We start from the raw sequence: 11588 nt of genomic DNA, 5'->3' as shown, positions 1-11588 counted from the left end.
CCCCCCCCCCCCCCCCCCCCCCCCCCCCCCCCCCCCCCCCCCCCCCCCCCCCCCCCCCCCCCCCCCCCCCCCCCCCCCCCCCCCCCCCCCCCCCCCCCCCCCCCCCCCCCCCCCGCCCCCCCCCCCCGCCCCCCCCCCCCCCCCCCCCCCCCCCCCCCCCCCCCCCCCCCCGCCCCGCGGGCCGGTGCGCCCGCCCGGCGGGGGATCGCCCGGCGGATCGCTATCAGGGCGCGTACTCGATGCCCTCGCGGACCTGCTGTGCCCGCTGGGGGCCGGCCAGGCGCCCGACGATGTGCAGGGCCATGTCGATCCCGGCGGAGATGCCGGCGGAGGTGATCACGTCGCCGTCGTCGACGAAGCGTGCACCCGGCCGGAGGGTGATCGTGGGGTCGATGGACCGCAGCCGCTCGAGCGCGCCGCGGTTGCTGGTGGCCGGGCGGCCGCGGAGGAGGCCGGCGGCCGCCAGCACGGTCGATCCCGTGCACACGCTGGTGACCAGCGGGACGTGCGCGCGCTGCTCGCACAGCCAGGCGAGGTGCGCCCGGTCGGTGAGCATCGCCTGGGTGCCGTCCCCGCCGGGGTGGAGCAGGACGTCCAGCGGCGGCACGGTGGCGGTGCTGTGGTGGGGCTGCACCACGAGGCCCTTCTCGCACGTCACCGGCCGGCCGTCGGAGGAGAACGTCGTCGCGGTGTAGCCGTCGGCGGGGAAGTGCCGGGTCCACCAGGCGAACACCTCCCAGGGGCCGACGGCGTCCAGCTCCTCCATGACGTCGAACAGCAGGATCCCGATGTGGCGTGCACCCGGAGTCGTGGTCATGGTCGGCGCCTGCGACCCGACCCGGCCCGGCAGTGGCCGGGATCCGGCACGCCGCGGGGGAGCCGCCGGTGCACCAGGGCGCCGTCCTCGGCAGTCGTCACTCGTACTCCTCGGTGGGTCCATCGCCAGCGGGGTACGGAGCCTTCGTGCCGGCCGTCTGATACCGGCGTGGTCACACCGGCGGGAGTCCGTCCAGGCCCGCAGACCGACACATCCGACCGAGGGCCGAGCGCGGCCGGAGGGTCCCGCTCGCTGCGCCGTGCGGGACGCCGGAGCCGGCGACCGGCACCCGTTCCCGTCCGGTCCTGTCGACGACGGGGCGTCAGGCCGCGCGCCGTGGCGTCCGACGGAGGCGCCGGGCGATCAGCGGGTCCAACCCGAAGCGGCCGGAGCCGGTCACGGCCAGCACGAGGCCGAGCAGGCCCAGCGCGATGACGAGTTCGGGGCCGTTGTGGTCCATGGCGTACAGGCCGCTGGTGTGCACGAACACCCAGGCGCCGGCCATGTTCAGCGCCATCAGCACGCCGACGACGGGGACCGCGACGCCGAGGACCATCGCGATCCCGCCGACGAGTTCGAACAGCACGTTGGCCGGCCCGGTGACGGCGGGCAGGGGGACGCCGGCCTCGGCGAAGAGCCGCCCCACCCCGGCGAGGCTGCCGCCGAAGTCGTACTCGAGCTTGGCGTGCGCCACCATGAGCACGCCGAGGCCGACCCGCGCGGCGAGGAGGACGAGGTCGCGGGTGGTCTGGACGAGGCCGGTGTGCCGGGTGAGCGCGGTGCGGTCGACGGTGGTCATGGTCGTGGTCCTCCGTGGTGCTCGTGCGTGTGTCCCTGGAGCAGCCCCCCGACGGCCGGCACGGGGGAGTGGCGGCAGGCGGTCAGCGGGGCTCGGGCACGGTGCGTGGGCGGTGGCTGGGTGCGGTGGGCAGGGGACCCCCTTCCGGGTGTCGGGCCTCCCGGGCGGTCGCCCGCCGGCTCACCAGGTCGGTGGAGCCGGGGTCGCCTGTATGACTCCGAGGGACGGGGGAACTCATCACCACCGGTCCAGCCGATCGGTGCGGGCGGTGGGTGGGCGACGCCCAGATGCGGAGCCGGCCGGGACGGACGGGGACCCCTGCCGTGTGACGGGTCGTCCCTCGGCGCTTGCGGTCACGACCGAGCAGCCCGGCGGCCGCCGGTGCGCTCCTCCCGGCGCAGCAGCACCGCGCCCGCCATCACCGGCCGCATCCGCGCGTGGCCGCTCAGCCGCAGCGGACCCGGGCAGGAGGCGGGTCGGGAGCGCCGACCCGCCTCCGGACGCGGGTACGCCGGTGCGGCACCGGCCGTCCCGCAGGGCCCCGGGGTGGGGCTCAGAAGGGCGGCTCCTCGCTGAGCCCGCCCGCCGGCGCGGCCCAGGGGTCGGGTGAGCCGCCACGCCCCGCCCCGGTGCGACCGTCGCCGCCGCCGGAGCCGGCGCCGAGCCCGCCACCGGGACCGCCGCCCGGACCATCCCCGGAACGGGTCACCTTGGTGACCGACGCCGTCGCGTAGCGCAGGGACGGGCCGATCTCGTCGACCTCCAGCTCGACGACGGTGCGCTTCTCGCCCTCCTTGGTCTCGAAGGACCGCTGCTTGAGGCGTCCCTGTGCCATGACGCGCGAGCCGCGGGTGAGCGATCCCGCGACGTGCTCGGCCATCTGCCGCCAGCAGCTGCAGCGCAGGAACAGCGCCTCGCCGTCCTTCCACTCCTGCGTCTGGCGGTCCAGGGTGCGCGGGGTGGACGCGATGGTGAAGTCGGCGACCGCCGCACCCGAGGGCGTGAAGCGCAGCTCGGGGTCGCTGGTCAGGTTGCCGATGATGGTGATGACAGTGTCGCCGGCCATGATCCGGTCCTCCGTGTTGTCAGTGCATCGCTCAGGTGAGCGCCCGGAGGCTACGAGCACCGACCGACAGTTCCGTGCCCGCCGACGGGATCCCGTCCCGCGGACCCGCGGATTTCGTCCCCGGGCGGTGTGACGATCGAGGGGGCGGACGGAGCACCAGCGAGGGGACGGCGGGTGGCAGAGGCGCGGACCGGGTCGGTCCTGGAGGCGACGCTGGAGCGGATCACCTTCGCCAACCCCCAGACCGGCTACACGGTGGCCCGGGTGGACACCGGGCGGGGCGGCGACCTGGTGACCGTCGTGGGGTCGCTCCTCGGCGCGCAACCGGGGGAGACGCTGCGGCTGCGGGGACGGTGGGGCGCCCACCCGCAGTACGGCCGGCAGTTCCACGTCGAGGACTACACCACCGTGCTGCCGGCCACGGTGCAGGGCATCCGCCGCTACCTGGGGTCGGGCCTGGTCAAGGGGATCGGCCCGCGGCTGGCCGAGCGGATCGTGGACCACTTCGGCACCGACGCGCTCCGGGTCATCGAGGAGGAACCCGCGCGCCTGGCCGAGGTGCCGAACCTGGGCCCCAAGCGGACCCGGCTGATCACCGCGGCCTGGGAGGAGCAGCGGGCCATCAAGGAGGTGATGGTCTTCCTGCAGGGGGTGGGCGTGTCCACCTCGCTGGCCGTGCGCATCTTCCGGCAGTACGGCGACGCCTCGATCGGCGTGGTCCGCACCGAGCCCTACCGCCTGGCCGCCGAGGTGTGGGGCATCGGGTTCCGGACCGCCGACACGATCGCGGCCGCGGTGGGCATCCCGCACGACAGCACGCAGCGGGTCGAGGCGGGGCTGCAGTTCGTGCTCTCCGAGGCGACCGGGCAGGGGCACTGCTTCCTGCCGGAGACCGAACTGGTCGCCCGGGCGATCGAGATGCTGCAGGTCCCGGCGGACCTGGTGGGGCACTGCCTGGCCCTGCTGGTCGCGGAGGAGGGCCTGATGCGCGAGGAGTTCCCGGGCGAGGACGGCGAGCCGCCGACGGTCGCGTACTACCTCGTCCCCTTCCACCGGGCGGAGGTCTCGCTGGCCGGGGGACTGAAGAGGCTGGCGACCGCCGACGACGACCGGCTGGCGGCCTTCGCGAGCGTGGACTGGGACGCGGCCCTGGCCTGGCTGCACCGGCGCACGGGCGTGGAGCTCGCCGCCGGGCAGCGGGCCGCGGTCCAGCTGGCGCTGACCGAGAGGGTCGCCGTCCTCACCGGTGGCCCCGGCTGCGGCAAGAGCTTCACGGTGCGCTCCATCGTCACCCTCGCGGCGGCCAAGGGCGCGAAGGTCGTGCTGGCCGCGCCGACCGGCCGGGCCGCGAAGCGGCTGACCGAGCTGACCGGTGTCGAGGCGGTGACCGTGCACCGGCTGCTGGAGCTGCGGCCGGGCGGGGACGCCGCCTTCGACCGGGACCGGCCGCTGCAGGCCGACCTGGTCGTCGTCGACGAGTCCTCGATGCTGGACCTGCTGCTGGCCAACAAGCTGGTGCGGGCCGTCCCGCCGGGCGCGCACCTCCTGCTCGTCGGCGACGTCGACCAGCTGCCCTCGGTCGGGGCCGGCGAGGTGCTGCGCGACCTGCTCGCCGACGGCACCCCCATCCCGCACGTGCGCCTGACGCAGGTCTTCCGCCAGGCCAGCCGGTCGGGCGTGGTCACCAACGCGCACCGGATCAACGCCGGGAGCCATCCCCAGGTCCGCGGCCTCGACGACTTCTTCCTCTTCCCCACCGACGACGCCGAGGAGACCGCCCGGCTCACCGCGGACGTCGTGGTGCGCCGGATCCCGGCCCGGTTCGGCCTCGACCCCCGCCGCGACGTCCAGGTGCTGACCCCGGTGCACCGCGGGCCGGCCGGCGCCGCCGCGCTCAACGAGCTGCTGCAGGAGGCGCTCACCCCGGCGCACCCCGACCGGGCCGAGAAGCGCTTCGGCGGGCGGGTGTTCCGCGTCGGGGACAAGGTCACCCAGATCCGCAACGACTACGACAAGGGCGCCAACGGGGTCTTCAACGGCACCCAGGGCGTCGTCACCGCCATCGACGTCGTCGACCAGAAGCTCAGCGTCGTCACCGACGAGGACGAGGCGATCGACTACGACTTCAGCGAGCTCGACGAGCTGGTGCACGCCTACGCCGTCACGGTCCACCGCTCCCAGGGCAGCGAGTACCCGTGCGTCGTCGTCCCGCTGACCACCAGCGCCTGGATGATGCTGCAGCGCAACCTGCTCTACACCGCCGTCACCCGCGCCAAGCAGCTCGTCGTCCTCGTCGGCTCGCCCCGGGCCCTCGGTCAGGCCGTGCGCGCCACCGGCTCCGGACGCCGGCACACCGCCCTCGCGCGCCGTCTCCGCGGCAGAGCGCCCTCCGTCGTCCCTGCGGCGTGACGCGGCACCACCCGCCGGTCCGCCTCGCGGCGGTCCCAGCCGTGGAGCACCCGGAACCGAGCGGGGGAGGGCGTCACGGCGTGTTCAGCCGACGCTCCTCCAGCTGGTGTTCGTACCGCTCCTGGCGAGCCTCGAGCGCCACCTGTGCCTGCATCTCCAGGCCGTCGAGGGTCTGCTCCACCTGCTGCAGCCGCTCCCACCAGGCCGTCACGGCGGGCAGGTCGGTCAGCTCGGCCGTGGACGAGCCCAGCAGGTCGCGGATGGACGCGTCCGCCTCCTCCAGCACACCGGAGTCGTCATCCGGCGACCCGGCCCGCGCTGCCCAGAACACCTCCGCCCACAGTGCTGCCACCGCGACGCCGTCGGCCGGCGGCACCCGCTGCTCGAACGCCAGCCGCCGGTCGGCGGCCACCACGGTCAGCCGCAGCGCCAGCAGGCGTCGCGTCAGCCGCAGGAACTCGGGTGCGGCGGCCCGGCACGCCTGCGCGGTGCCGGCGTCGAGGACCCGCTCGTACACCTCCCCGAGGCGCTGCGACGTCTCCTGGCTCCACTGCCACAGGTCGTAGGGCGTCGCGCCTCGCAGTGAGACGGCGTCCACCGCGTCGCCACCCGGACCGCCGTGGGAGAAGCCGCTCACGCCGCCGAACGCTAGTGCTGCCCGGTCCCGGGGTCAGCGAGCCGCGCCGCCTCCCCGCAGGACGCCCGTCACCGCCGGTCCATGGGGCTCTGCCGTGGCTGCCGCGATCGCCCTGGTCCGGTCGGCCGGCGAGAGCTGGTCCGGGTACGGCCGCGACGGGCGCCGGTTACGCCGACAGCGAACGGCCGACACGCCGATCCGAGTTCCTGTGCCGTGCTGACCTGCGAGTTCGACACGGGGGGCCGGATGTGCTTGCGCGATCGGCGGATGGATGTGTCAGTACCCACCCATAGCTTCCGGGTCGACATCTTCCCCATGTCGACGAGGAGTTCACCATGGCCGTCTCTGGCCTCAAGACCCGCAAGCCCACCGGCCGCGTGCCGTGGCCGTGCATCCTCCTGGAGGGCGAGGAGAAGGCCGGGAAGTCGTGGGCGCTGGCCCAGTTCAGCGCCTCGGACAAGATCGGCACGCTGTACTGGATCGACCTCAACGAGGGCGCCGGTGACGAGTACGGCGCGATCCCCGGCGCGAAGTACCAGCTCGTCGAGCACGACGGCTCCTACGCGCAGGTGCTGGCCGCCGTCCAGGCGGTCAAGGCGGAGGCTCGCCGCGCCGCGGACGCCGGCGAGCCGCCGGTGGTCGTCGGCATCGACACCGGCTCGGCCATCTGGGACGGCCTGAAGGACTGGGCGAGTGAGCGCGCCGCGAGGTCGGCCCGCAACCGCGAGCTGCTCAAGCGCGACCCCAACGCCGAGATCACCATCAGCCAGAACCTGTGGAACGACGCCGGCGCGCGCTGGCGCAAGCTGCAGACCGAGCTGCTCACCTTCCCCGGCATCGTCGTCGTGACCGCCCGCGGCAAGGAGGTCACCGAGGTCGACGCCAACGGCCGGCCCATCGAGGGGCAGAAGACGTGGTCGGTGCAGACCCACCGCGAGTTCCCCTACGCGGCCAGCGTGTGGGTGCGGCTGCGCCGCGGGCGCCGACCGCTGATCGTCGGCGCGCGCAGCGTGCACGTCGGCATCAAGCCCAACGACGACCCGGCCAAGGAGGTCACCGACAAGAAGGCGGACGGCCGGCTGCTGGAGTGGCTGGTGTTCGACGCCCTGAAGTGCGATCCGGGCACCGCGCACGTCCGCGACCTCGTGTCCTTCCACGGCGGCGGGCTGCTCGAGCACGAGCGGACCGAGGAGGCCCCGGCCGGTCGGCAGGGTGCCCGGGCGGGCGGACGGCGCGAGCCCGACGCCGCCGACCTGGTCGCGCGGATCGGCGACGCCGGGAACGACGACGAGCTGCGCGAGGTGTGGGCCGAGGCCAACCGCAGCGGCATGCTGCAGGTCGACGTCCCGACCCCCAGCGGCTCGTACACCGTCGCCGAGCTGATCCAGGCCCGGCACGAGGAGTTCCTCGAGGCGTCGATGGGGTCCCACCCCGCCGGGCGCCGCAGGGCCTCGGCCGCCGGCCAGACGCCCGCCCCCGAGACGCCCGCCGCGGTGGTGGAGTCCGCCCGGGCCGCCGCCGCGGCCTCCCGGCCGGCCACCGGCCGGGAGGAGGCGCCGGCGAACCCGCTGCTCGAGCCCTCGCCGACCCCGGACGACCCGGGGGAGCGCCGGCTCAACGCCGCCCGCCGTGGCGTGCTGGCCAGCCTGGAGGCCCTGGGCGTGACCGAGGAGCAGATCGCCGCCCGCTTCGGCCGGCCCGCCGAGCAGGTGGCCACCCGGCGCCTGACCGCACTCGTGCGCGACGTCATCGCCACGCAGCGGGCCGCGGGTGACGACCGCACGGACGTCGCCTGAGCCGCACCGTCGGAGCGGGGCCGGCCCCCCGGCCCCGCTCCGGCACCCCCGACCCCAGGGAGACGCGATGACCGCCGTCCTGCCCGCCCGGCCCAGCGCCGCCGAGCGCCGGGCCGCCCCGAGCCTGGCCGCCGCTGTCCGCGACCTCGACAGCCGCCGGGCCCGCTCCCGCCAGCGGATGATCGGCGCCTCGGAGCTCGGCGAGTGCCGCCGCCGGGCGGCCTACCGCATCGCCCGCCGCCGCCCCACCAACACCCGCAGCGGCCTGCAGGCCTTCATGGGCACCGAGCTGCACCGCGGGGTGCTGCGCGCCCTGCGCCGCCAGTACGGCGGGCTCACCGAGGTCGGCCTCAAGGGCGAGCAGGTCCGGGGCCGCTGCGACTGGTGGCACGCGCCGGTCGTGGAGGACCTCAAGACGACGTCCCGGTTCGGCTTCGAGCGGGTCCTCACCCGGGGGGTCCCGGTCCGGCACTGGTTCCAGGTCGCCGTCTACGCCTGGCTGCTGCGGACCGGGCAGACCGCCGACCGCCGGTTGCCGGCCGGCGACGGGCAGGACGTCGACGGACTGCGCATCCGCTACCTGTCCCGCGACTCGGGCGAGGACGTCGTCTTCGAGGCCGACCACGACCCGGCGCTGACCGCCGAGGCCATCATGTGGCTCACCGACGTCTACGCCGCCGTGGAGGACGAGGGCGTCGACGCCGTCCCCCGCGACGGGTTCGGACCCGGCGTGGACACCATGTGCGACTGGTGCCCCTTCCTCGACCTGTGCTGGGGCCCGCCGGTGGACCCGGAGACCGAGGGCGAGGTCTCGCGGCAGTCCCGACTGACGGTGACCGACGAGGACTACGTCGAGGCCGTCCACGACTACGACGCCTGGCGGGCGGCCGAGAACGAGGCCCGGCGGCACAAGGAGTACGCGCGGGAACGGCTGCGGGGCCGGTCCGGGCCGGCGGACGACCTGTACTGCGAGTGGTCCGGCGGTGGCCTGCGCACGCAGGTGGACAAGGACGCCGCGGTCGAGCGGCTCGTCGAGCTCGGTGAGGTCCTGCCCACGCGGAGGACTCGCAGCCCGCAGACGATCCGGGTCACCCGCAGCGGCACCCGGCGGGACTGAGCGCCGGGCCGTGCCGGCCTAGCTCCCTGCTCCGCTCCCGGCCTCGGGCGGGTGGGCCGCCGCTCCCGGCTGGGCCCGTGCCGTCGCCGCGTCGGCGACCGCGCGGTCGCGCGCCTCCTCGGCCCGCAGGCGGTCCCGTCGGCTCTCCTCGGCACGGCGCTCGGCACGCTCGGCGCGGGCCTCCTGCGCTCTCGCCTGCTCCGTCGCGGCCTCGGCCCGGGCCTCCGCCGCCTGGACGCGGCCCTCCGCGGCGGTGGTCTCCAGCCGGGCGGCCGCCTCCGCCTGCTCGGCGCGGCTGACCGCCTGCGCCGCGTCGGCCCGTGCGCGTCCGGTCTCCGCCCGGGCCGCGCGTTCGGCATCCAGGGCGCGGTCCCGCGCCGCCTCCGCGGCGGTCGCCCGCTCCTGTGCCGCCGCGGCGTCGGCGAGCGCGCGTTCCCGTGCCTCCTCGGCCCGCGCTGCCTCACCGCGGGCCGACTCGGCGTCACGGACGGCCGCGTCCCGCTGCCGCTCGGCGTCCCGCCGCCCGGCCTCCGCCGCGCTCGCGGCCGCTCCTGCCGCGTCCGCGTCGGCACGCGCCTGCTGCGCTCGCGCGTGCGCGGCCTCGGCCGCCTCCCCGGCAGCGGCCGCCTCGTCCTGGGCCGCGGCCGCTGCCTCCCGGGCGACGGCGGCGTCGGCCTCGGCCCTGGCCGCGACCTCGAGGGCCTCCCGCGTCGCCTTCTCGGCGACCGCCCGCACCCGGTCGGCGAGGGACGCGCGCTGCTCGGCCTCGGCGATCTCCCGGCGTGCGTCGGTGCGGACGGCCGCCCGCTCCACCTCGAGCAGCTCCGCGTCGGCGGCCCTGGTCAGCACCTCGCGGGCACGGCCCACCTGTTCCTCGATCGCGCCCAGGGTGGAGCGGAGCCGGTCGGCGACCTCGGTCAGCGCCTCGGCGGGACGCGTTCCCGGCTGCAGGGCGGCGGGTGCCTCCGGAGCCGTCGACGCCCGTCCGGCCGCCTCCGCCCGGCGGGCGGCGAAGGCGGTCGTGCGGTTGTGGTCCGGGCGCGAGCAGTAGGACGAGCGACCGCCGGTCGGCGGGGGCGGGGCCACGGGGCGCTCGCACCCCGGATAGGCGCACGTGGCCGGGACCGCCGTCACGACCCCAGTCTGGGGCCGGTCGTCCGTCCCGGCCAATTGCTGCAGACGAACGAACGACCGAGGCATCGGGTCGGGTACGCCCGACCCCGACCCCAGCACTCCATAATCCACTGTTATGGAGTCCGAACCGCAGATGGCCGGGACACCTCTCGGAGAGCCCGTCGCGGGCGACGTGACCGGGACGACCGGAGCCGGCGCCCTCGCCGTGGCCGGAGCCGCCGACGGCGGCCTGGTGCTCCCCGGGGACGTCGAGTCGGTCGGGCGCTACCTCACCGCGGCCAAGGCCGAGTCCACGAGGAAGGCCTACGACGCGGACTTCCGCGCCTGGTCGGCCTGGGCGCGGCAGCGCGGCTTCCCCCCGCTGCCCGCGGCCGATGCCGCGGTGGCGGCCTACCTCGCGGCGCTCAGCGACGCCGGGGCGAGCCCGCGCACCATCGCCCGGCGGCTGTCCGGCATCGGGCACGCGCACCGGGAGGCCGGGCACCCCAGTCCCTCCGAGCACCCCGGCACCCGGGAGGTCCTCCGCGGCATCCGGCGCACGGCGGCCCGCGACGGCCGTCGTCCGAGGAAGGCCCGGGCGCTGGACACCCAGACGATCCGCGCACTCGTCGAGGACCTCCCGACCGGGGTGGCCGGCGTCCGCGACCGGGCCCTCATCCTCACCTCGTTCGCCCTCGCGCTCCGGGCGTCGGACGTCTGCGGGCTGGACGTGACCGACCTGGCCCCGGCCGGGCACGGTGGCCTCGACGTCACCATCCGGTGGTCGAAGACCGATCAGGAGGGCTCCGGCGAGGTGCTGGCACTGGCGCCGGGGGTGCGGGCACGGACCTGCCCGGTGCGCGCCCTGCAGGCCTGGGTCGAGGCGGCCGGCCTCGCCGGGAGCTCGGGGCCGCTGTTCCGCAGCGTGGGGCGAGGCACCCGTCCCCGGATCGGCCGGACGCGGATGGCCAGGTCGTCGGTGCGGCTGGTCCTGCGCCGTGCCGCCGAGCGGGCCGGCGTCCCCCTGGACGGGCTGAGCCCGCACAGCCTGCGCCGGTCGTTCGCGACCGAGGGGTACAAGGCCGGTGTCAGCGAGCGGGAGCTGGCCCGGACGGGCAGGTGGGCCTCGGTGACCACCATGCGGGGATACGACGCCAGCAGTCGATGGGCAGACCCGGCATCGGCTCGGCTCGGTCTCTGAGCGCCCGGGACCGGGCGGTCCGCAGGACGGAGGCGCGGCGCCACGGGTCGGGGGTTCCAGGCCGACGCGGTCGGCACGCAGCGCGCCGGCGGGGCAGCGCGCGTCCAGCGGAGGGGATGGCATCCGTCGCACCCGGGGCGCATAATCGAACACGCGTTCGACCGGCTGCGGCCGGCTGCACCGCCGGGGGAGCACCATCCGAGGCCGGTGGGCCGGTCGGCTCGATCCCCAGGAGGCCCTGATGACCACCGTCTCGACGTCCCACCTGCCCGCCGGGGAGCCGGTCCTGACCACCGACGTGGTCGGCACGGACTTCGGCCTGCCCCTGGTCCGGCCGACCAGGACCAGGCAGGGAGGTCGGGTCCGGGTGGTGCGCTCGCGCTGCAGGGCCCACGGGGGTGTCGTCGTGTGGTTCACCGACGGCACCAAGACCCCGCCGCTCCACGGGCGCACGGCCTGGGTCGTCGCCGAGCCGGAGCCGGGAGCGCACACGCCGGCGCGGGTGGTGGCGTGACGCGGGACGCCCGTCGCGGCCCCCTGGGCCGGCCGGCGCCCGCGCGGCCTCGTGGGGAGGCTCGGGCGCGGGGCTGAGGGCTCATCGACGCGGAGGGCCCGCGGTCGCCGACCGCGGGC

The 11588-nt window shown here is 76.3% G+C and carries 10 protein-coding genes; 5 read left to right on the top strand and 5 right to left on the bottom strand.

Annotated elements, in window-relative coordinates; all coding sequences use genetic code 11:
- Positions 1-223: 223 nt before the first annotated feature.
- The 3 genes from ACI79G_RS24580 to ACI79G_RS24570 all read right to left on the bottom strand — a co-directional run bounded on the left by ACI79G_RS24580 (position 224) and on the right by ACI79G_RS24570 (position 2682).
- Positions 224-817 (bottom strand): DJ-1/PfpI family protein, encoded by a 594-nt coding sequence (locus tag ACI79G_RS24580; protein WP_456883656.1) that lies wholly within the window; start codon positions 815-817, stop codon positions 224-226.
- 322 nt (positions 818-1139) lie between these two features.
- Positions 1140-1616: a DoxX family protein gene (locus ACI79G_RS24575; RefSeq protein ID WP_456883655.1), complete on the bottom strand. Its 477-nt coding sequence runs from the start codon at positions 1614-1616 to the stop codon at positions 1140-1142.
- A gap of 553 nt (positions 1617-2169) precedes the next feature.
- On the bottom strand, positions 2170-2682 hold the full coding sequence (locus ACI79G_RS24570; RefSeq protein WP_456883654.1) for a single-stranded DNA-binding protein: 513 nt from the start codon (positions 2680-2682) through the stop codon (positions 2170-2172).
- 174 nt (positions 2683-2856) lie between these two features.
- Here ACI79G_RS24570 and recD2 point away from each other — a divergent pair, with 174 nt between their 5' ends.
- The gene (recD2, locus tag ACI79G_RS24565; protein ID WP_456883653.1) at positions 2857-5091 is read left to right on the top strand and encodes an SF1B family DNA helicase RecD2; all 2235 of its coding nucleotides are present in this window, start codon (positions 2857-2859) and stop codon (positions 5089-5091) included.
- 73 nt (positions 5092-5164) lie between these two features.
- Here the strand turns inward: recD2 and ACI79G_RS24560 are convergent, their stop codons facing one another.
- Complete coding sequence (locus tag ACI79G_RS24560; RefSeq protein ID WP_456883652.1) at positions 5165-5728, bottom strand: hypothetical protein; 564 nt, start codon at positions 5726-5728, stop codon at positions 5165-5167.
- 335 nt (positions 5729-6063) lie between these two features.
- Here ACI79G_RS24560 and ACI79G_RS24555 point away from each other — a divergent pair, with 335 nt between their 5' ends.
- Entirely contained in the window at positions 6064-7524 is a 1461-nt protein-coding gene (locus ACI79G_RS24555; protein ID WP_456883651.1) for a hypothetical protein, read from the top strand.
- 67 nt (positions 7525-7591) lie between these two features.
- Positions 7592-8641, top strand: a complete 1050-nt coding sequence (locus tag ACI79G_RS24550; RefSeq protein ID WP_456883650.1) for a PD-(D/E)XK nuclease family protein — start codon at positions 7592-7594, stop codon at positions 8639-8641.
- 18 nt (positions 8642-8659) lie between these two features.
- Here ACI79G_RS24550 and ACI79G_RS24545 read toward each other — a convergent pair whose 3' ends face one another.
- Positions 8660-9775 carry a hypothetical protein gene (locus ACI79G_RS24545; RefSeq protein ID WP_456883649.1) on the bottom strand — a complete coding sequence of 372 codons (1116 nt, stop codon included), beginning with the start codon at positions 9773-9775 and terminating at the stop codon, positions 8660-8662.
- A gap of 115 nt (positions 9776-9890) precedes the next feature.
- Between ACI79G_RS24545 and ACI79G_RS24540 the strand changes: the two genes are divergently transcribed.
- Both ACI79G_RS24540 and ACI79G_RS24535 read left to right on the top strand, forming a co-directional pair.
- Entirely contained in the window at positions 9891-10955 is a 1065-nt protein-coding gene (locus ACI79G_RS24540) for a site-specific integrase (RefSeq protein WP_456883648.1), read from the top strand.
- A 241-nt stretch (positions 10956-11196) separates the two neighbouring features.
- Positions 11197-11469, top strand: a complete 273-nt coding sequence (locus tag ACI79G_RS24535; protein WP_456883647.1) for a hypothetical protein — start codon at positions 11197-11199, stop codon at positions 11467-11469.
- The last annotated feature ends 119 nt before the right edge of the window (positions 11470-11588 follow it).

The sequence above is a fragment of the Geodermatophilus sp. SYSU D00779 genome (genome assembly GCF_054050595.1).
The sequence above is the reverse complement of the archived record's forward strand: the minus strand, read 5'-3'. Positions and strand labels throughout refer to the sequence as shown.

Coding starts and splice junctions, on each gene's coding strand:
- ACI79G_RS24580 (WP_456883656.1), bottom strand. CDS start 817: ATGACCACGACTCCGGGTGCACGCCACATCGGGATCCTGCTGTTCGAC.
- ACI79G_RS24540 (WP_456883648.1), top strand. CDS start 9,891: ATGGAGTCCGAACCGCAGATGGCCGGGACACCTCTCGGAGAGCCCGTC.
- ACI79G_RS24575 (WP_456883655.1), bottom strand. CDS start 1,616: ATGACCACCGTCGACCGCACCGCGCTCACCCGGCACACCGGCCTCGTC.
- ACI79G_RS24535 (WP_456883647.1), top strand. CDS start 11,197: ATGACCACCGTCTCGACGTCCCACCTGCCCGCCGGGGAGCCGGTCCTG.
- ACI79G_RS24555 (WP_456883651.1), top strand. CDS start 6,064: ATGGCCGTCTCTGGCCTCAAGACCCGCAAGCCCACCGGCCGCGTGCCG.
- ACI79G_RS24570 (WP_456883654.1), bottom strand. CDS start 2,682: ATGGCCGGCGACACTGTCATCACCATCATCGGCAACCTGACCAGCGAC.
- ACI79G_RS24550 (WP_456883650.1), top strand. CDS start 7,592: ATGACCGCCGTCCTGCCCGCCCGGCCCAGCGCCGCCGAGCGCCGGGCC.